General features: G+C 32.4%; 16 protein-coding genes. 11 read left to right on the plus strand and 5 right to left on the minus strand.

Annotated elements, in window-relative coordinates:
- The first annotated feature begins 49 nt into the window (after nucleotides 1-49).
- Complete coding sequence (locus C8C83_RS09185; RefSeq protein WP_121328019.1) at nucleotides 50-1,027, plus strand: hypothetical protein; 978 nt, start codon at nucleotides 50-52, stop codon at nucleotides 1,025-1,027.
- Between the two features lie 33 nt (nucleotides 1,028-1,060).
- Here the strand turns inward: C8C83_RS09185 and gltX are convergent, their stop codons facing one another.
- Nucleotides 1,061-2,566 (minus strand): glutamate--tRNA ligase, encoded by a 1,506-nt coding sequence (gene gltX, locus C8C83_RS09190; RefSeq protein ID WP_121328021.1) that lies wholly within the window; start codon nucleotides 2,564-2,566, stop codon nucleotides 1,061-1,063.
- 163 nt (nucleotides 2,567-2,729) lie between these two features.
- On the opposite strand from gltX, the gene C8C83_RS09195 reads away from it, so the two are divergent.
- The 9 genes from C8C83_RS09195 (at nucleotide 2,730) to C8C83_RS09235 (ending at nucleotide 16,890) form a co-directional block, all read left to right on the plus strand.
- On the plus strand, nucleotides 2,730-6,107 hold the full coding sequence (locus tag C8C83_RS09195; RefSeq protein ID WP_132011733.1) for an O-antigen polymerase: 3,378 nt from the start codon (nucleotides 2,730-2,732) through the stop codon (nucleotides 6,105-6,107).
- Complete coding sequence (gene ybeY / locus C8C83_RS09200; protein WP_121328023.1) at nucleotides 6,104-6,523, plus strand: rRNA maturation RNase YbeY; 420 nt, start codon at nucleotides 6,104-6,106, stop codon at nucleotides 6,521-6,523. The genes C8C83_RS09195 and ybeY overlap by 4 nt, the downstream gene beginning before the upstream one ends.
- A gap of 716 nt (nucleotides 6,524-7,239) precedes the next feature.
- Nucleotides 7,240-9,111 carry a tRNA uridine-5-carboxymethylaminomethyl(34) synthesis enzyme MnmG gene (mnmG, locus tag C8C83_RS09205; protein WP_121328025.1) on the plus strand — a complete coding sequence of 624 codons (1,872 nt, stop codon included), beginning with the start codon at nucleotides 7,240-7,242 and terminating at the stop codon, nucleotides 9,109-9,111.
- A gap of 498 nt (nucleotides 9,112-9,609) precedes the next feature.
- Complete coding sequence (locus tag C8C83_RS09210) at nucleotides 9,610-10,074, plus strand: hypothetical protein (protein ID WP_121328027.1); 465 nt, start codon at nucleotides 9,610-9,612, stop codon at nucleotides 10,072-10,074.
- A gap of 97 nt (nucleotides 10,075-10,171) precedes the next feature.
- A complete protein-coding gene (locus C8C83_RS09215; protein ID WP_121330000.1) occupies nucleotides 10,172-11,020 on the plus strand; it encodes a class I SAM-dependent methyltransferase in 849 nt (282 codons plus the stop codon).
- Nucleotides 11,021-11,705: 685 nt separating this feature from the next.
- Entirely contained in the window at nucleotides 11,706-12,287 is a 582-nt protein-coding gene (locus tag C8C83_RS09220) for an OmpH family outer membrane protein (RefSeq protein WP_121328029.1), read from the plus strand.
- A gap of 98 nt (nucleotides 12,288-12,385) precedes the next feature.
- Nucleotides 12,386-14,665 carry a helix-turn-helix domain-containing protein gene (locus C8C83_RS09225; RefSeq protein ID WP_121328031.1) on the plus strand — a complete coding sequence of 760 codons (2,280 nt, stop codon included), beginning with the start codon at nucleotides 12,386-12,388 and terminating at the stop codon, nucleotides 14,663-14,665.
- A gap of 521 nt (nucleotides 14,666-15,186) precedes the next feature.
- Nucleotides 15,187-15,948, plus strand: a complete 762-nt coding sequence (locus C8C83_RS09230; RefSeq protein WP_121328033.1) for a hypothetical protein — start codon at nucleotides 15,187-15,189, stop codon at nucleotides 15,946-15,948.
- A gap of 180 nt (nucleotides 15,949-16,128) precedes the next feature.
- The gene (locus C8C83_RS09235; protein WP_132011734.1) at nucleotides 16,129-16,890 is read left to right on the plus strand and encodes a hypothetical protein; all 762 of its coding nucleotides are present in this window, start codon (nucleotides 16,129-16,131) and stop codon (nucleotides 16,888-16,890) included.
- Nucleotides 16,891-16,929: 39 nt separating this feature from the next.
- Here the strand turns inward: C8C83_RS09235 and C8C83_RS09240 are convergent, their stop codons facing one another.
- Together C8C83_RS09240 and C8C83_RS09245 are read right to left on the minus strand one after the other, a co-directional pair.
- On the minus strand, nucleotides 16,930-17,376 hold the full coding sequence (locus C8C83_RS09240; RefSeq protein WP_121328035.1) for a hypothetical protein: 447 nt from the start codon (nucleotides 17,374-17,376) through the stop codon (nucleotides 16,930-16,932).
- 132 nt (nucleotides 17,377-17,508) lie between these two features.
- A complete protein-coding gene (locus C8C83_RS09245) occupies nucleotides 17,509-18,474 on the minus strand; it encodes an SPOR domain-containing protein (RefSeq protein WP_121328037.1) in 966 nt (321 codons plus the stop codon).
- A 237-nt stretch (nucleotides 18,475-18,711) separates the two neighbouring features.
- On the opposite strand from C8C83_RS09245, the gene dprA reads away from it, so the two are divergent.
- Nucleotides 18,712-19,812, plus strand: a complete 1,101-nt coding sequence (gene dprA, locus C8C83_RS09250; RefSeq protein WP_121328039.1) for a DNA-processing protein DprA — start codon at nucleotides 18,712-18,714, stop codon at nucleotides 19,810-19,812.
- Nucleotides 19,813-20,297: 485 nt separating this feature from the next.
- On the opposite strand, the gene trpS is transcribed toward dprA, so the two are convergent.
- Both trpS and C8C83_RS09260 read right to left on the minus strand, forming a co-directional pair.
- The gene (trpS, locus tag C8C83_RS09255) at nucleotides 20,298-21,272 is read right to left on the minus strand and encodes a tryptophan--tRNA ligase (protein ID WP_132011735.1); all 975 of its coding nucleotides are present in this window, start codon (nucleotides 21,270-21,272) and stop codon (nucleotides 20,298-20,300) included.
- 206 nt (nucleotides 21,273-21,478) lie between these two features.
- Entirely contained in the window at nucleotides 21,479-21,856 is a 378-nt protein-coding gene (locus C8C83_RS09260) for a GxxExxY protein (RefSeq protein WP_121328041.1), read from the minus strand.
- Nucleotides 21,857-21,908 lie beyond the last annotated feature (52 nt).

Below are 21,908 nucleotides of genomic sequence, written 5' to 3' on the forward strand. Positions count from 1 at the left end.
GTTAAAATTTATTCTATTTTTGGTTTAAAATTTAACCAAAACAAAACTTATGAAAAAAATTCTATTTTGCTTTTTATTGTTAACGTCTTTCGCTTCTAAAGCTCAGATTAATGTTAGTTTTTATGCAGATCCTGATGAATTAAAACAATTGAAAACTCGCCCGCTACTTGTTGAAGTTATTGAAGAAGATGAGGATATTTTAAAGAAATTGGATAAACCAAAGAAAGCTGACGAACTAGCTGATTACAAAAAATTTATAGTTGATTTTAATAGAGACTTTAAAATTTACGCTCAAAAATATTGGACATTCACTGATAAAATGGAGTTTAAAACAAGTACAGAAATCAAAGCTTTGCAAAAAGCAAAAGATAAATCATACGCTGTTTTAAGATTAGTTCAACTAAATGATAAAGGGTATTGGGGAGTAAAAACAAATCAAAATGTTCCTGCGATTGCATTTACAAGAATTGAAAGTAATATTATTAAAACTGATTCAAAGATTTATCTGCCATCAAGAAATTTAAATAATGATAAATCTTTATCTGAAGCAGATTATAAATATGCTTTAACAATTTTGCAAGCTAATGTAGATTGGATTATTGCTAATAATAAAGTTTTAAACTTTGACAAGTATGCTGAAAAAATGGCTAAAGAAAATGTTTCTAAATTAAAAGGGAAGACATTATTAGTTGAAGATAATATGTTGGCAAAGGGGAGAACAAAGGAAGCAGCAATAAAAAATTATGGTGGAGATTTGAAGTTTGTTCCTGAAGCTGAATTAAACGATGCACTTGTTAACAAAGCAAAAAATACTGCTGTTGTATATACTGCACCTTATGGAATTGTGAAGTCAAATGCACCTTTCGTTTCAATGTCTACAATTGTATATTTTAAAATTATTGTTGATTGTGAGACAAACGAAATCCTATGGTTGTATATGCCGGGAGCTATGAATTGGGGAGCAAATATGTCAAACCAATTAACCGAAGGCGAATTTAAAGTCATGGCAGATTTAAAAATCATATAAAAAAAAGCTCCCAATTTGGGAGCTTTTTTGTTTTTATAAAGTAGCAATTGCTTTCTGAATTCTTGAAATAGTTTCTTCTTTTCCAATGATTTCTACAATGTCAAATAGGTGAGGACCTTTAAGAGCTCCAACCAAACTCAAGCGGAAAGGCTGCATAACTTTTCCCATTCCGATTTCGTTTTTGGTTAACCAATCTTTTACGATTGCTTCAATATTTGCTGAATCAAAACCATCAATATATTCAAGAGTAGAAATCAATTCCTGCATTAAAGCCGGCGTTTCTTCCTTCCAGTTTTTACTTGCTTTTTCATCATATGATGTTGGTGCCTGGAAAAAGAAATCAGTTAAATCCCAAAATTCAGAAACAAAATGTGCTCTTTCTTTAATCAAAGAAACAATTCTTGTAACATCAAATTTAGAAATATCAACACCTTTTTCTACCAAAATAGGAGAGAAGCTCTTCGCTAAATCTTCATTATTTTGTTTGATTAGATATTGGTGATTGAACCATTTGTTTTTCTCAGGATCAAATTTTGCTCCAGATTTATGAACTCTGTTCAAGTCAAAAGATTCTACAAGTTCTTCCAACGAAAATAATTCTTTATCAGTTCCATCATTCCAACCTAACAAAGCAAGGAAGTTTATAACAGCTTCCGGGAAAAATCCTTTCTCTCTGTAACCAGATGAAATTCCTTCTTCAGTTTTCCATTCTAGTGGAAACACAGGAAAACCTAATTTATCACCATCTCTTTTAGATAATTTTCCGTTACCAATTGGTTTTAAAATCAAAGGTAAATGTGCAAATTCCGGAGCATCCCAACCAAAAGCTCTGTATAATAAAACGTGAAGAGGCATAGATGGCAACCATTCTTCACCACGAATTACATGTGAAGTTTCCATCAAATGATCATCAACAATATTGGCTAAATGGTATGTTGGCATTCCGTCACTTTTAAACAATACTTTGTCATCAAGTAAACTAGTTTCGAATTTTACATCTCCACGAATTATATCTTTTAAGTATAAAGTTTCGTCAACTGGAGTTTTAAAACGAATTACATAATGTTCTCCATTTGCAATTCTTTTAGCAACTTCTTCAGCAGAAATTACCAGAGAAGTATCTAACTTTTCGCGAATTGTGTGATTGTAGATAAATGTTTTTCCTTCAGATTCTTGTTCTTTTCTTAAAGTATCAAGAGCTTCCGGAGTATCAAAAGCATAATATGCCCAACCAGAATTGATCAATTGATCAGCATAAGTTTGGTATAATTCCTTACGATCACTTTGTCTGTATGGTCCAAATTTTTCATTTTTACCAACAGTTTCTTCAGGGGAAATTCCCAACCATTCAAGCGCTTCCATAATATAAGCTTCGGCACCAGGAACAAAACGAGTCTGATCTGTGTCTTCAATTCTTAGATAAAAAACGCCATTATTTTTTTTGGCAAATAAATAATTAAATAGGGCAGTACGAACTCCGCCAATATGTAAAGGTCCTGTTGGACTTGGTGCAAAACGCACACGAACTTGCTTTGACATTTGTTTAAATTTTGATGCAAAGATACAACATTCGTCAAAAGTCAAAAGTCGAAAGTCTGAAAGCTTTTACATTGAGATAGTAACTTTTGACTTTCGACTTTTGACTTTCAAACTTATACTTATAATTACTACTTTTATGGGTTATAAATAAAACAGTTTCACATTGAAAACAACATCTGCTATATACCAAAAGTTAGAAGGATTTATAAAGAAATATTATATGAATGAATTGATAAAAGGATCACTTCTTTTTATTGGTTTCGGATTATTATACTTTCTGTTTACGCTTTTTATTGAATATTTTCTTTGGTTAAAACCATTAGGAAGAACATTATTATTCTGGATATTTATAGGAGTAGAAGTTTTCCTGTTGTTTCGTTTTATTTTGTTTCCGATTTTTAAGTTGTTCAAACTTCAAAAAGGAATCGATTATAATCAAGCTTCAACAATTATTGGAAACCATTTTACAGAAGTAAGTGATAAACTAACGAACTTTTTACAATTGTCAGCGTCTGAGAATTCGATAGAAAGCTCCGAGTTGATGTTGGCTTCGATAGAACAAAAAGCAAATTCATTGCAACCAATTCCGTTTGGAAATGCTATCAATTTTAAAACCAATAAAAAGTATTTGCCATTAGCAATTGTTCCAATTTTGCTTTTTGCTGTGTTTTATATTTCAGGTAATAGCAATGTAATTTCTCAAAGTTTAAATAGAGTAGTACATTTTAATGCGACGTTTTTACCTCCGGCACCTTTCAAATTTGTAGTTCTAAATGCTAATTTGCAAACAGAACAAAACAAAGATTTTGTTGTGAAAATGGAATCTGTTGGGAATGTTGTTCCGGAGAATGTCATGATTCATATTGGTAACGAAAGTTATTTTATGGAATCTTCTCAACAGGGAAAGTTTGAATTCAAGATTGAAAAACCAGTTTCAAATGTGGAGTTTTCTTTTGAAGGAAATTCAGTTTCATCTGAAGAATATGAATTGAAAGTAATCACAGTTCCATCAATTGCTAACTTTGAAATGGTTCTGAATTTTCCATCTTATCTAAAAAAGAAATCAGAAACTATCCAGGGAACAGGAAATGCAATTGTACCAGAAGGAACTTTGGTGACTTGGAGAATGAATACGCAATCGACTCAGGAGATTGTTTGGAAGGATGAAAACTCAGTTTTTAAGTTTAATAAAGCCGAAAATGAGTTTAAATTGGCTAAAAACATCAGTCAAAATACAGAATATCAAATCCTTACTTCAAATAATAAGGTCAAAAACTACGAAAAACTGGATTATCAGTTGTCAGTTATCAAAGATCAGCATCCAACTATTACAGTTTCGCCTGCTCCGGATAGTTTGAAGTTAGATAAAAATTATGTTTTAGGAAGGTTAGGAGATGACTATGGTTTGTCTAAATTACAAGTTGTTTATTACGAACGCAACAAACCAAACACTGCAAAGCGTGGAACTATTCCGGTGAAGTCTGGAGTATTTGATCAGTTTGTTTTTAACTTTCCAAGTAATCTTGCTGTACAAGAAGGAGTATCTTATGAATACTATTTTGAGGTTTTTGATAACGATGCACCTCATGGTTTTAAGAGTACAAAGTCTTCTGTTTTTTCTGACCGTGTTTCAACTACTGATGAAATTCATGATATGGAATTACAGCAGCAAAATGATAATATCAATAGTTTAGAAAAATCTTTAAAGAATCAAACCAAGCAGTTTTCTGAAATGGATAAGATTCAGAAAGCAGGAAAAGAGAAAGATAATTTAGAGTTTAAAGATCAGCAAAAGGTTAACGATTTTATCAAACGTCAGAAACAACAAGACGAATTGATGAAGCAGTTTGCTGAGAAAATGAACAAGAACTTAGACAAATTTCAATCTGAAAAGAAAGACAAAACTGCTGATGATTTGCAAAAACGTTTGGAGAATGCTGAGAAAGATTTAGAAAAGAATCAGAAGTTGATGGATGAATTGAAGAACTTAAATGATAAATTAAACAGCGAAGAGTTGTTTGATAAAATGGAAAAGTTCAAACAAATCAGCAAGAATCAATCTCGCAATTTAGAGCAATTGGTGGAGTTAACTAAACGCTTTTATGTTTCTAAAAAAGCAGAACAAGTTGCTGATAAATTAAAGAAACTTGCAGACAAGCAAGAGGAACTTTCTAATAAAGAAAAAGAAAATACTCAGGATAAACAAGAGGATATTAATAAAGCTTTTGATAAAATTCAAGAAGATTTAAAAGATCTAAAAGAAGAAAACAAGACATTAAAAGCTCCTTTGGATATTCCGAATGATGCTTCTAAAGAGAAAGATTTGAAGAATGATTTGCAAAAAGCTTCTGAAGAATTGAGTAAAAAGAATTCATCTTCGGCTAAGCCAAAACAAAAAAGTGCAGCTAAGAAAATGAAAAGTATGGCTGAACAAATGGATGCTGGAATGGAAGGCGGAGAGCAAGAACAATTAGAAGAAGATGTTGCAATGCTTCGTCAGATTCTGGATAATCTTTTAGCTTTTTCTTTATCGCAGGAAGATGTAATGAAACAGTTTAAATCTATGAAATTGGGTTCTTCAGCTTTCACGAAGAACATAAAAGTTCAGCAAAATTTGAAACAACAGTTTAGATATGTTGATGATAGTTTGTTTGCAATGTCACTTCGTAATCCTAAAATTGCCGAAGATGTAACTAAAGAAATTGGTAACGTACAATATAATGTAGATAAAGCAATTGAATCTTTAAGCGATGTTCAAGTTCCTAAAGGAGTTTCGCACCAACAATATGCAGTTTCGTCAGCGAATAAGTTGGCTGATTTTTTAAGTGATTTATTAAACAATATGCAAATGTCGATGTCTAAACCGGGATCTGGAAAACCAAAACCTGGAGACGGACAAGGAATGCAATTGCCAGATATTATCCAAAAACAAAAAGGTCTTGCTGACAAAATGAAAGAAGGAATGAAACCCGGAAATAAACCAGGCGAAGGAAAAAGTGGAGAAGGAAAAGAAAGCCAAGGAAAAGAGGGACAAGGAAAAGACGGTAAAGAAAAAGGTGGAGAAGGAAAAAATGGACAAGGAAATAAAAGTGGAGGTAAAGGTGACGATAATAAAGATGGTAATGATGGAGAAGGAGATGCAGAGGCTATCATGGAAATTTACAAAGAGCAAGTAAAACTTCGTGAAGCTTTACAGAAAGAATTAGCTAAACAAGGATTAGATTCTCAAGGTAAATCTGTAATCGATCAAATGAAGGCTTCAGAAAAACAACTTTTAAATAAAGGTTTTAAGAATGAAAACTTGCAAAGAATACTTAATATTCAACAAGAATTATTAAAATTAAACAATGCAGTACAGCAACAGGGGCAAGATACAAAGCGTCAATCTGAAACAAACAAGGCTGAATTTTTTAATAGAACGAATGCTTTACCTAGTTCACTTTTGGATTATTTAAACAGTGTGGAGATTTTAAATAGACAATCACTACCTTTGCGCTCGAATTTTAATCAAAAAGTTCAAGAATATTTTAATACAAAATGATCAATTTTATTTACGAAACCGAATTTACTTTAGATAACGAACAAGCCTTTGCAGATTGGTTAAGTGCTGTAATCGTTTCTGAAAACAAAAACGAAGGTGAGATAAATTACATTTTTTGTGATGATGAATATCTTCATAAGATAAATGTAGAATATCTAAATCACGATACACTAACAGATATTATCAGTTTTGATTACACAGTTGGTAATGAATTAAACGGAGATATATTTGTTTCTGTTGAAAGAGTAGAGGATAATGCTAAGGATTTTAATGTTTCTTTTATTGAAGAATTGAAACGAGTTCTTGCTCACGGTATACTACATTATTGTGGATACAAAGATAAGAGTGATTCTGAAGCTGAACTTATGCGTTCAAAAGAAGATGAAAAGATTGCAATGTTTCACGTGGAACAGTAATTAAACCACTTTTAAGTTTTTAAAACTTTATGTTCCACGTGAAACATGTTTATCTAAATACATAGATTTTTACAAACGTTCCACGTGAAATATTTTTTAAAATTGTAAATTTTATACGTTCCACGTGGAACGTATAAAGTATGATTTTGAAAGATTCAGAGATGTTGAATCTGGAAATTTATAAGATTTAGTATAAAGTGTTCCACGTGGAACAGAGAATAATCGGTTTAGATTTTGATTTTTCGTGATCGAAAATTTGAATTTTAAATCGTTCCACGTGGAACAAGATATGTTTGTACGAGTGAAATTTTAGATTTTGAATGTTCGGAACTGAAAGAATAGTGTTTCACGTGGAACAGTTTTTTAAATTTTGAGGCTTGAATTTAAAGTTTTGAAATCACCAGTGTTTTGATTTTTATATTGAGTTTTGAATTTTTAAGTTGGGTTTTCTTTCAAAAGAATTAAGAATGTTTCACGTGGAACAGGAGTTTTGTTTAGAAAATTCTACTCAAATGAGTGAAGAATGTGTTTGTTTAATCTGTTCCACGTGGAACAGATTTTAGCTTTTTAAGACGAAATCTGGGTTTTCTTGATTGTGTTCTTGAATTTGAATATTTGAATTTTGCGCGTTAGCGCCGTTCCACGTGGAACAAAAAGAGTTGAAAAAGTAATTCTGAGAATCGCCTTAAACGGTTTGAAGAGAATAATAAAACAAAATGTTTTTAGAAGAATACGATGTTATTGTAGTTGGTGCAGGTCATGCTGGATCTGAAGCCGCGGCAGCGGCCGCAAATTTAGGATCAAAAACTTTATTGGTTACCATGAGTCTGCAGAACATTGCGCAGATGTCTTGCAACCCAGCGATGGGAGGAATTGCAAAAGGACAGATTGTGCGTGAGATTGATGCGCTTGGAGGATATTCGGGAATTGTTTCCGATCGCACGGCAATTCAATTCAAGATGTTGAACAAGTCGAAAGGACCAGCAATGTGGTCGCCAAGAGTTCAAAGTGATCGAATGCGTTTTGCCGAAGAATGGAGAATGATGTTGGAGGGAACTCCAAATCTTGATTTCTACCAAGAGATGGTGAAAGGTTTGATTATTGAGAACGGAAAGATTAAAGGAATCAAAACTTCATTGGGAGTAGAGATTCGATCTAAATCTGTTGTGTTGACAAATGGAACTTTTTTGAATGGTTTGATTCATATCGGAGAAAAACAATTCGGAGGAGGAAGAGCAGGCGAAAGTGCTGCAACTGGAATTACCGAAGATTTGGTGAAAGCCGGATTTGAATCAGGAAGAATGAAAACAGGAACGCCACCAAGAGTTGATGGACGTTCTTTGGATTATTCGAAAATGAACGAAGAAAAAGGAGATGCAAAACCGGATAAGTTTTCTTATTCTGATTTAACCGTTCCGTTAACAAATCAAAGATCTTGTTATATGACGTACACGTCATTGGATGTTCATGATATTTTAAGAGAAGGTTTTGATCGTTCGCCAATGTTCAACGGAAGAATCAAAAGTCTCGGTCCAAGATATTGCCCTTCGATAGAGGATAAGATTAATCGTTTTGCTGATAAAGAGCGTCACCAATTATTTGTTGAGCCGGAAGGTTGGAATACTTGTGAGGTTTATGTGAATGGATTTTCAACTTCGCTTCCGGAGGATATTCAATTTAAAGCTTTGCGTTCAGTTGTAGGTTTTGAAAATGTGAAATTCTTCCGTCCAGGTTATGCGATCGAATATGACTATTTCCCTCCAACACAATTGAAACATACTTTGGAAACGAAGTTAGTTGAAGGTTTATATTTTGCCGGACAAATAAATGGAACGACAGGATATGAAGAAGCAGCTTCGCAAGGTTTAATGGCAGGAATAAATGCGCATTTAAAAGTGCATGAAAAAGCGCCATTGATTTTGAAACGTGATGAAGCTTATATTGGAGTTTTGATTGACGACTTGATTACGAAAGGAACGGAAGAACCATATCGTATGTTTACGTCAAGAGCAGAATACAGAACATTGTTGCGTCAAGATAATGCAGACTTTAGATTAACGCCAATGTCGCATGAAATTGGTTTGGCTTCTGAAGCTCGTTTACGAAGAATGGAAAAGAAATTAAACGAATCTGAAAAGATGGTTGCTTTCTTCAGAGAGACGAGTGTTTCGGTTGCAGAAACAAATCCAATTTTGGAAGCGAAAGAAACAGCTCCAATTACGCAAGGTGATAAAATGTTTAAAGTTTTCTCACGTCCTCAAATTGAATTGGAGGATATGTTGAAATTTGAAAAAGTAAAAGAGTATATCGAATCGAATGATGTAGATCAAGAGATTTTAGAACAAGCCGAAATTCAGGTTAAATATTCTGGATATATCGAAAAGGAAAGAAATAACGCTGATAAACTTACTCGTTTAGAAGAAGTGAAAATTCCGGAGAATTTCGATTATAACAAAATCAAATCAATGTCAATTGAAGCAAAACAAAAATTGAGCAAGATTCGTCCTGTGACAATTTCTCAAGCTTCAAGAATAAGCGGAGTGTCACCAAGTGATATTTCCGTATTGTTGATTTATATGGGAAGGTAAAAAGTGATCAGTCTCAGTTTTTAGTTTTCAGTGAATGCTGGGTACTGAAAGCTGAGACTGATTTTAAATTGTTCCACGTGAAACTATTTTTTAAGATAATTTGAATTACTGAATGTTGCAGATTTTTTTTGTTTGCGGACATGTTATATTGTAGAGATGCACAGCAGTGCATCTAACGCAAAGTATGCGGTTTGATTAAAAAAGAACTATCAGAATTTAGACGCACTGCTGTGCGCCTCTACGGTGAAAATGGCAATGTTATAGATAATGATTGAATTGTTCCACGTGAAACGAATTTAAAGTAAATTGCTTTTTTAATCTGTTTAATTCTGAATTATCATTTTGGTACAGTTTGTCATTCCGAGGAACGGGGAATCTCCATGAGTAACTCCATAATCTATAAAAATAATTTTTCTCGATATTGAAATGAAATTTTCTAATTAATAAAATCTTGGAAAGAATCTAAAATCTAAACTCAGAAATCGAAAATTGTTTTCTATGAATATTATTGAAAAAGATGTTTTGTCTTTGGAAGAAAAAGATTCCTTAATGCAACTTTGGAATAATGAATATCCAGTAAAATTGCATTTGAAAACTATTGAAGATTTTGAATTGTATTTAAATGGACTTTCAAATACAAAACATTATTTGTTGCTTGATAATTCAAATAAAATAAATGGATGGACTTTTACTTTTTTAAGAGAAGATGAAAATTGGTTTGCAATAATTTTGGATAGTCAAATTCAAGGAAAAGGAAATGGTTCACTTTTGATGAATGAAATAAAGATTAAAAATAATAGTTTGAATGGTTGGGTAATTGATCATGAAAACGAAGTAAAACAAAATGGAAATTTTTATAAATCTCCAATGCCGTTTTATATTAAAAATGGTTTCGCAATAATTACAGAGACAAGAATTGAAAATGAAAAAATGTCGGCTGTAAAAATAAATTGGAAAGAATAGAAGTAAAAAATAAATATAAAAATTAATAAGCCCTAAAAGTGAAATTTTGCTTTTAGGGTTTGCTATGAAATTAAACCAAAATACCTATAATTTAAAAATGGACGTTTTAAACAAAAAACATTTTCTTACCGTAAAAGACCATTCTGTGTCTAAAGAAATTTTCGAATTGTATCATGACGAAACTTTAGACATGTTGATTACATCTCCGCAACCTGAATTACAAAATTTAGGAAGATATTACGAAAGCGAAGATTATATTTCTCACACAGACAACAAACGTTCGTTATTTGAAAAAGCATATCACTTTGTGAAAAACATTGCTTTAAAAAATAAACTGAATTTGATCAATGCTGAACAATCTCAAAAAGGAAAAATTTTGGACATTGGTGCCGGAACCGGAGATTTTTTATTGACGGCAAAAAATGACGGTTGGAAAACTGTTGGAGTGGAACCAAGCGAGCGAGCAAAAAATATTGCAAAGCAAAAAGGAATTTCTTTCGTGGAAGAAATCAGCGAACTCGAAAATAATTCTTTTGACGTGATTACGATGTGGCACGTTTTAGAACACGTTCCAAATTTAGAATTTCAAATTCAGGAATTGAAGCGTTTATTGAAACCAACTGGAACATTAATTATTGCGGTTCCAAATTTCAAATCTTACGACGCAAAATATTATAACGAATTTTGGGCAGCTTATGATGTGCCAATTCACTTTTGGCATTTTTCAAAAAAAGCTATCAAATCGCTTTTTGAAAAAGTCGATATGAAATTGGAAAAAGTGCTTCCAATGAAATTTGATTCTTTTTATGTGAGTTTATTATCTGAAAAATACAAAACCGGAAAAATGAATTATGTGAGTGCATTTTTTGTGGGTTTAAAATCAAATTTAAAAGCGAGCAGCACAAAAGAGTATTCATCGCACATTTATGTCTTAAAAAACAGCTAAAACGCAAAATAAGCGCGTTTCTGGCGTTTTTTCTGCTTAAGTGAGGGGAAATATCCTCTTTTTCGAGAAAACGTCTCTAATTAAAGCTATAAAAGCCACTTTTGATAGTGGTTTTTTATGCTTTAAACAGGTTCCATAAATAAAAACAATACTATAAAAAACGGGTATTTTTTGAAATTTTGCGACTAAATTTTTCTGATTTTAAATTTTGAAATCATGGCGGTTAAAAATTGTCAGGAATTTTGATTTTATAGAAAATGAGATTTTATATTTTCAGAAAATTGGAATTTAAAAAAATATTGCTAATCGAATTTCGGTTTTAAAAATTTCAAAACATTAAATGATTTTTTCGACTTTTTTGTCGTCGTGATAAATTTCAAAAACATAAAAATGAAAAAAAGCATTCAACATTCACTTTATACTTTAAAAAACGGCTAAAACGCAAAATAAGCCTGTTTCTGGCAACTTTTTAGCTTAATCGAGGACGAAATATGTCTTTTTTGAGAAAGTGTTTCTAATAAAAGCTATGAAAGCCACTTTTAATAGTGTTAAATTATTGACATTTTTCTTTCGATAAATAAAAACAATATGATAAAATTCTAGCATTTTTTAAACTTTATGTTGATGCTATTTATTTTTTTATATTTTTGTCTTCAATACATTAAAAAAAATAGAAATTCAAAAAATGAAAAAAGCATTAGTAATTATCGCACTTTCAATTTTCGCCGTTTCATGTAATAAAACTGCAGAAGTTAAGGAAGTAAAAACAGCTTACGTAGATACTTCGGTTTTAATGAAAGAGTACACTGAAGCAAAAGACCTTGAAGCAAAATACAAAGCACAAGCGGAGGAAAAGGGAAGACAACTACAGGCTGAGATTACGCGTTTTAAACAAGACGCTGCTAGTTTTCAAAGTCAGGCACAGGCAAACGGTCAGGCTTGGGCTCAACAAAGAGGTGCTGAATTGCAAAAAAGAGAACAACAATTGGGTTATGCTCAACAAGCTTTGTCTCAACAATTGCAACAAGAAAGTGGTGTTGAAATGGATTCTCTAGTAAGTGGAGTTAAAAAATTCATCAAAGAGTACGGTAAGAAAAACGGTTATTCTTATATCTACGGAACAGGTGATGCAGCATCTATTTTATACGCTGAAGAGAAATATGATATTACAAAAGATATCATTAAAGCGTTGAACGATAAATACAAAGCAGAACCTAAAGCAGACGAAAAACCAGCTGCTAAAGCAGGTGAAGAAGCTAAAAAATAATACCAAACTAACTAACTAAATTAAAAACCTAAATCTGTATAGATTTAGGTTTTTTCTTTTATAAAAATGCGATACTTTTAGCTTTCAATACACGCCCAATGCAAAACGTTTCAGAAGCAGCTGCTTACACCTTACAATTCATCAATCAAACACAAAAATCGATCTTTCTGACTGGTAAAGCAGGAACAGGAAAAACTACGCTTTTACGCGAAATTATTGCCACAACGCACAAAAACACTGTAGTTGTTGCTCCAACAGGAATTGCGGCTTTAAATGCCGGCGGAGTCACTATTCATTCGATGTTTCAATTGCCATTTTCGGCATTTATTCCGTCTTATGAAGAAGCTTCGCAGTTTACGGAAACTGTAAAATTCGAGAATAAAGAAACACTTCGCAGGCATTTCAAAATGAATAATGTCAAGCGTAATGTGATCAAAAACATGGAGTTATTGATTATTGATGAAGTCAGTATGTTACGTGCAGATTTGCTGGATGCGATCGATTTTATGATGCAGACTGTTCGTAAAAACACGAAAGCTTTTGGTGGCGTTCAGGTGCTTTTTATAGGAGATTTATTGCAGCTTCCGCCCGTAATCAGGGATGAAGAATGGCGAACTTTACGCAATTATTACAAAGGGAAATTCTTTTTTCATTCACATGTAATTCAGCAAAATCCGCCTTTGTATATTGAACTTTCAAAGATTTATCGTCAGTCAGATGATACATTTATTTCGGTTTTGAATAACTTGAGAAACAATCAGATTACGCCTCAGGATGTTCAGGTTTTAAACGAATATGTAAAGCCCGATTTTGACTTAAAAAATAATCCGGGATATATAACTCTTACAACGCATAATGCTAAAGCTGATTCGATTAACGAATTGGCAATTGGTGATTTAGCTGGAAATGAGTTTGCTTATCAGCCTTTTATTGTTGGGGATTTTCCGGAAAAAATATTTCCTGTAGAGGAAAATTTAAAACTGAAAGTTGGCGCACAAGTCATGTTTGTTAAAAACGATGCTTCTTTTGAAAAGCGCTATTTCAACGGAAAAATGGGAGTTGTAAAATCGCTTTCGGCGGAAGAAATTTTTATTCATTTTCCTGAAGAAGACAAAACAATTGAAGTTGAAAAATACGAGTGGAAAAACATTCGATACAAAGTAAACGATCTCACAAAGGAAGTTGAAGAAGAGGTTTTAGGTACATTTGCGCATTATCCGTTAAAGTTGGCTTGGGCAATAACCGTTCATAAAAGTCAGGGTTTAACTTTTGAGAAAGCTGCGCTCGATGTATCGCAAGTTTTTTTACCCGGACAAGCATATGTTGCATTATCGCGTTTGACGTCCTTAAATGGGCTTATTTTGCTTTCTCCGCTGCAGATGAATGGTATTTCGAACGATCAAGATGTGATGGATTATGCTTTAAACAAAGCGACAGAAGACGTCTTGAAAAATTCGTTGCATTTTGAAACCAAGAATTTTATTCACAACTATTTGATTAACAGTTTTAATTGGGCCGATTTATCTCAGGAATGGCGCAATCACCGTTTCAGCTATAATGAAAATGCAGTTGCATCAGAAAAATCTAAACATTCCGTTTGGGCGCATAAACGCTTAGAAACGATTGATGCTTTGATTGATCCTTCGCAGAAATTCGTTCATCAGCTCAATAAAATTTTCAATAAAGAAACAGTTGATTTGATCTTTGTTCAGGAAAGGGTAGTGGCAGCTTACGATTATTTCTTTAAACCAATGGATAAACTGGTAACGGATCTTTTGCAGAAAATGGCCGAAATTCAGAAATTCAAAAAGGTTAAAGAGTTCTATGAAGAATTGGCTTTTTTAGACGATTTGCAAACGAAAGCAGTTTTACGCTTAATGAAGGCCAAATTGCTAATAGAAATTGTTGTTGCAGGAGAAACCATATGTAAAGAAAAATTGTCGTCTACAGCGATTAAAAACTACAAATTAGACAAGATTGCCAAGATCCGAGAGGAATTCAATATGGCGAACACGGATATTTTTAAATCTGAAGAGCCTGTAGTTCGTTATACGGCAAGAAAATTGGATAAAACGGTACCAAAGGCGGAAAAGAAAACAACCGTAGAAGAAACCCATGATTTGTGGCTTGCAAAAAATTCGATTGAAGATATTGCGCGAATGAGAAAACTAACTGTTCAAACGGTAGAATCGCATTTGGTTAAACTAATTCAGGCAAAAAAAGTGGAGATTTCAGATGTCTTGTCTTATGATAAAATACTGGCATTGCGTGAAGCTTTTCAATTCTATCAGGAAGAATCTTTAAGTCCGCTGAAAGAAAAACACGGAGACGAATTTACTTGGGATGAACTTAAAATGTTCAAGGCCAGCATAAATTGATTTTAGATTTTAGATTTTAGATTTTAGATTTTAGATTTTAGATTTTAGATTTTAGATTTGTAAATTAACATTATGTAAAATAGAATTAATTATTTTTTGAGAACTTTTGAGAATTGATAATTGTTCCACGTTAAACATAAAATACTGATTTTTAAAGGATAGTTTTTTTGTTTTAAATTTTACCTAATCTGGAAAAGGAAATATTAAAATGAATTTGTTTGTATTAAACTAAATTATTTATCGAAAGCGTTAATTAACTAATTTTATAATTAATACTAATCAAGAGTTGAAAGTATTGAAATGTGCCTTTAGGTACTAAATATTGGTAGTCAATATTGTTTCAAAATTTATTAGCGTGCCGTAGGTACGCAATAGTTGTCATTTTGTTGCGTACCTACGGCACGCTAAATTTGTTTCTAGTTGTGTTTTTTACCGATATTTAGTACCTAAAGGCACATTTTCAACTCTTAATAGGCAGAATTCTATAAACACCAGATTAATAATTAATTAAAAGATTTCACATGAAAAAAAGCCTAGTATATGTTATCATTTTTATCTTTTGTTCTCACTTTACTTTTAGCCAGGATTTAAAACCAGAATATCAAAAATTTGTCAAGAGTTTTATTTCCAATGTAAAAAGCGATAACAAAGAGGGAGTTGCATCGTGTATTTCTTTTCCATTAAGACGGGATTATCCAATTCCGACGGTCGAAAACAAAGCCGATTTCATGGAGCGATACGACCAAATTTTTGATACAATTTTTAAAAATGAAATTATTAAATCTAATCCTGCAAAAGACTGGTCAGAAATGGGTTGGCGTGGTATTATGCTTGGAAGCGGAGATATTTGGATAGATACAGATGGAAAGATAATTGCAATTAATTATCGGTCAAAAGCTGAGCAAGATCTTAAAAGTAAACTCATTGCTGCAGAAAAACTAACGTTACATCCGTCTATTGCCTATTTTCAAGTTCCGGTTTATATTTTGGAAACATCTAAATTCAGAATAAGAATTGATGATATAGGAAAAGAAAATTATAGATATGCTTCATGGTCTATTAATAAATCGATGAGTGATAAGCCTGATTTAGTGATCACTAAAGGACTATGGATCTTTGACGGAAGCGGTGGAAATAGTCATTTAAATTTCAAAAAAGATTCTTATTTGTATCAATGTTCCATTATAGTTTTGGGTACATCTGAATCTCCTCCTGCCAATTTAACGATTTACCAGAACGGAAAAGAAATACTTTCTCAAGATGCAAAAATAATCACCAAATAATAAAAAACCTGTTCCACATGGAACGGGTTTTTTTATTGAAATTAATGCAATATTTTAGTTAAAATTTCAGTTTATGTTACTGTATAAGAGGAACTAAAAATATTTACATCAAATATAAATTAAGTACTTTTATAGGGAGTTGTGAGGAATAGATTAATAATCGATTAAAAATATTTTAAGATGAAAACAAGAAATTTATTTTTAGCATTATTGATTTTTTGCAGTGGTTTGATTGATGCGCAGGATGTAAAAGCAGATTATCAAAAATTGGTTAAAAGCTTTATTGACAACGTAAAAAGTGATAATAAAGAAGTGATTGCAGACATGATTTTATATCCTTTGGAGCGAGAATATCCAATACCTGATATTACCGATAAAGCAGATTTTGTAAAACGTTATGATGAACTATTTGATTCGACTTTAAAAAATGAAATATCATCTTCTAATCCTGAAAAAGACTGGTCTGATATGGGTTTGCGCGGTATAATGTTAAATCACGGAAGCATTTGGATGGATGTTGATGGACGACTAACTGCGGTAAATTATCAGTCTAAATTTGAAATAGATCTCAAAAACAAACTTATAGCTTCACAAAAAAAGGATCTCGATTCAAGTATTGCTTTTTTTTGGAAACCTATTTGCATTTTAGAAACGGCTAAATTTAAAATCAGAATTGATAATCTCGGGAACAATAATTATCGTTATGTTTCGTGGTCTATTGATAAAAAAATGACTGAAAAGCCTGATTTGATTATCTATAGAGGCGAACTTGTGGTTGAAGGAATAGGAGGAAATCACCAATATGAATTTACAAAAGATAATTACAGGTATGAATGTGCATTCATCGTTTTGGGCGAAAAAAATTCGCCTCAGGCAAAACTAACAATATATCAAGGCAAGAAGGTGATTCTCAGTCAAAATGCTAAAATAATTGCTAAATAAAAAAAATCCTATTCGTTAAGGCGAGTAGGATTTTTTCTTTTAAAGTGTTGCTCTGACTTTATCTAAATCTTTTTGTTGATCGATTTGTTTCAACTTAAGTTTTTGAATTTCAAGCTCGTTTTGTTTTACTTTAATTGCTTGTTTTTGTGATTCTTCGTCGGTAAGCGAATTTGCGCTGATTTTTTTAGAAACCTTTTGATTATCAGCTTCTAGTTTCGAAATCTTCTGCTTTGTTTTGTCAAGAGTTTTCTCTGAGTTTTTTAGTTTTTTCTGCTGATTTTCGACAGCTTTTTGCTCTTTTTTCAATCTGGCTTGTTCATCATTCAGTTTTTTGTGAATTTCATCAGATGATCTTTTGCTCTCTTGGTCAGCTTTTTTAGCTAGAGCATCTTGAGCTTTTTGAGTTGTTACAATATCCTGCGCATAGAATTGTTGGGCAGAAAGGATAAGAAAGAATGCGAAAAATAGTTTTAATTTATGCTTCATGATTTTATTTAAGTTCTTGTTAATGAAGAACAAAAATAACAGCTGAATAAAATAGGAAGCGTCGGATAAAGTTTTTTTAAGGATAGAATAAGCCAAAAAAAATCCTGTTCGTTAGAACAGGATTTTTAAGTTTTATAGTGATTCAACTAAGATCCAGGCATCTGGATTTTCACCTTTTTGAATTTCTTTTTGTGCTTTTTCAGCTTCTGCCATTGTAGGATAGCTTCCGTACAAAACAGGGAAAAGGCCATGTTTGTTTTCGCCAAGCATTCTTGCTTTATAACCGTCTTTTATTAATTGGTTATATGCTTTTCTTGCATTTTGTTCGCTTCTGTAAGCTCCAGCCATAATGTGATACGGCATTACTTTTTCATCGACAGTTTCAACCTTTGCAGAGTCTACTGAAAGTGTCACTGCAGGAAGTGGATTCTGAATAAGAAAGGTTGCTTCTTGAATCTTGTTTTGTACTTTTTTCTGAACTGCAGTTTCTACAATTAATGTTTTAGTAGCAATTTGATTTTGGTATAATGGATATCCAATACTACCAGTAATTCCAAGACCTAAGACAATAATTGCAGCATATTTTAAAAACGGATTCGTTGATCTGCTTTCTTCATTTTCATACAATGACACAGTTTCTCTTTCTGAAAGTTTCTCGATTTTTTTCTCGAAAATTTCTTTTTTAACTAACGGTGAAACAAATGGACTTAATCCAAAAGAACTTGTTAGATAATTGGTCTGATCGTTTGGTGTGAAAATTATATTTTTTTCGGAATTATAGCGAATTTCGCCAACTCCTTTCAGGTAAATAGTACCGTTTTCTTCTAATGTTTTTTTCCAGCTTACAACCTCAAAAGCAATAGCACTTACAGCAAAACCATAAGATGTTTTTTCTGCATTTGCGACATGATTTGCCAGCAGTCCATCGTTATTTTTCAGATGGCTGTTAAAAGAGATCATTTTTTTGGGAGGAAAAAACGAATTTGTGCTTTCATTAAGCTGAGCCGACTGAATTTCGGTTAAAAAAGCGCCGAACCCGGGAACCGTTACACACTGATAACGATACAATAACTGTCCTATGTAAGTTTCGATTTTCATAGTAGCAAAGTTAGGTAATGAATATAGTTATCAAAATTTTATTCACAATTTTTATTAACAATTCTGAATTTTTTATAGATAATTAGTTTTCAGTATTTTAACAATTATGTTATTAGTTTTTAAAAATAGACCACAATGTAAATTATTGTTTTTATTAAGAAATTACTTTATTTTAACCATATTTGCAGTATTAATTTATTGGAATTTCAAATTCTATTTTACATAATATTTTAGCAGATGTCAGATCAGGAATTGTTTTATTTATTAGCCTTATTAAAAGTGGATGGAGTGGGAGATATTATGGCGAAAAAATTGATGTCTCACTGCGGAAATGCAGAAGCTGTTTTTAAAACTAAGAGGAATCAATTATCTGCTATTGATGGAGTTGGAGGAGTTTTATTAAATAATTTAAATGACAAAGTTGTTTTCGAAAAAGCCAATCAGGAACTTGAATTTATAAAATCTAATGGGATAAATGTTTCGTTTTTTCAGGATGAAAATTATCCGGATCGGTTGAAACATTGCATTGATTCGCCGGTTTTGATATTTTCCACGGGAAACATTAATTTGAAAAATAAAAAATTAATTAGTATAGTCGGAACTCGTCAGATTACTTCTTACGGAATGGAATTCTGTAAAAAACTTATTGAAGATCTGGTTCCGCTTGATCCTGTGATTGTAAGCGGATTTGCCTATGGAGTTGATATTACAGCGCATCAATTGGCTGTCGAAAATAACTTACAGACAATTGGAGTTTTAGCGCATGGTTTAAACCAAATTTATCCAAAAATGCATAAAAAGTACGTTGCAAAAATGGAGGAAAATGGCGGATTCATTACTGAATTTTGGAGTTCTTCAAATCCTGATAAAGAGAATTTCGTACGCAGAAACCGCATTGTTGCAGGAATGACCGAGGCTACAATCGTTATTGAATCTGCAGATAAAGGCGGTTCGCTAATTACAGCAAATATAGCAAATGATTATAACCGTGACGTTTTTGCCGTTCCCGGAAGAGTAACGGATAAATACAGTCAAGGCTGTAATAACTTAATTAAGACACAAAAAGCAAACGTACTAACCACAGCTGCCGATTTGGTTTATATTTTAAACTGGGACGTCGAAAACAAGTCAAAACCAGTACAGAAACAATTGTTTGTCGAATTGGAACCTGACGAGCAAAAAGTTTATGATTTTCTCTTAAAAAACGGAAAAGAGATATTGGATTTTATCGCGCTTCAATGCGATTTTCCGATTTATAAAATATCAGGAATTCTTTTGAATATGGAACTTAAAGGTGTTATTAGGCCTTTGCCTGGGAAACTGTTTGAGGCGATTTGATAGAAAATCAAGCAGTTTTTATTTCTGAGATTTGAAAATATTTATCAAAAATAAGATGATAGAAAGTGAACCAATAATCAGAGAGATTGTGAAATTTTGAAAAGAGATTGAATAGTAAGCGAATATAATTATCTCAAAATGAGCTAAGGAAATATAATAATTTGTATTTCGCTTAAGAAGGAATAGTATTAAATAACCAAAGATAAAAAGAATCTGTGAAATTGCTAAACAAGCATTTAGTAAGGCTTCATTCGAAATAGAATAAGCCGAACCCACGGTTTTATTTATGCTATAAGATTGTTCATCGCTAAATAAATAAGCTAGTAAAAACCCTAATGCAAAAAGAGATATTAGGAGAAGAAACATGTATTTAGTAAATAGTTTTCTCAATATTTTGACTGATTTATATAAAAAAGTTGCCACGAATTACACAAATTAACACCAATTAATTAGTGCTAATTTGTGTAATTCGTGGCAAAAACATATTATTTACCAAATCCAAGTATTTCTCGAACTTTGGCGAGAACGCCATCAGCAATTACAGAAGCTTTTCCAGCACCTTTTTTCAAAAGTGCATCAACTTCTTCAAGGTTGTTGATGTAGTAATTGTATTTTTCTCTTTCGGTTTTAAATTTTTCGGTAATCAATTCAAACAAAGCTTGTTTGGCGTGACCGTAACCATAATTTCCACCAAGATAATTCGCTCTCATTTCTGCAATTTGAGTTTCATTTGCTAAAAGAGCATAGATTGCAAAAGCATTACAAGTATCCGGATTTTTAGGATCTTCAAGTGGAGTACTATCTGTTTCAATACTCATGACTTGTTTGCGTAAAGCTTTATCATCCTCGAAAATGTTGATAATGTTATTAGCAGATTTACTCATTTTTCCGCCATTTGTTCCCGGAATCAACATACTATCTTCCTGAATTTTAGCTTCTGGAATTACAAACGTTTCTCCCATTTGGTGATTGAAACGAGAAGCGACATCACGAGTAATTTCTAAATGTTGTGATTGGTCTTTTCCAACCGGAACAAATTCAGCATTGTAAAGCAAAATATCAGCTGCCATTAACATCGGATACGTAAAAAGTCCCGCGTTAACGTCCTCTAAACGATCTGCTTTATCTTTAAAAGAAGTTGCCAAACTTAAACGTTGAAACGGAAAAAAGCAACTTAAATACCAAGTCAGTTCAGTAGTTTGACTCACATCAGATTGTCTGTAGAATGTAACTTTATCGGGATTTAGACCGCAAGCAAGCCAAGCCGCTGCAGTGCTGTATGTATTTTGTCTTAATGTTTTACCGTCTTTTATTTGCGTAACTGAGTGTAAATCAGCAATAAACAAAAAAGATTCGTTTGCAGGATCATTCGATAATTCAATTGCAGGAATAATTGCGCCTAATAAATTTCCCAAATGTGGCGTTCCAGTACTCTGAACACCAGTTAGTATTTTTGCCATTTTAGTTTTTTATTCTTTAAACGCAAAGGTCGTAATGTTTTTTTATAACCACAAAGTTTATTTTTTATGTTGGAAGGCGCATTTTTTACCGCAAAGTGCGCATGTCTTTTTACCACAAAGTTTACAAGGTTTTCGCAAAGTTTTGAAAGATTTTGATTAGAAAAAGGGTAAAATATTTGCTGAGATCGCAAAGGGATTGTGTGTTTCTATTTGTCATTGATTACTCTTCTTATGCCATTTTTTAGGAGAAGTTCGTTGAAGTTTATTAGAAGTCCAAGTTTGTATTTTCCTAATTTTAGATAGGTTAGGATTTGCGCTAAATGAACTGTTGTAAGCGATTCGACACTTTTAATTTCAATTGTAAATTTGTTTTCTACCAGTAAATCGACACGATATCCACAATCTAATTTTATCTCTTCAAAGGTGATTGGCATTGTTTTCTCCTTTTCGACAAGAAGTCCGCGTTGTTTAATTTTATAGAACAAACATTCTTGATAAGCATTCTCCAATAAACCGGGTCCCAATGCTTTATGAACATCAATTGCTAATCCAATTATAATATTTGAAATCTCGTTTTCTGTCATAGCTTTTTATTAATTTTAACGCAGATTTTCGTATAATAGTATTGAAGTTTTA

This window comes from Flavobacterium sp. 90 (assembly GCF_004339525.1).
In the GTDB taxonomy this organism is placed as follows: Bacteria; Bacteroidota; Bacteroidia; order Flavobacteriales; family Flavobacteriaceae; genus Flavobacterium.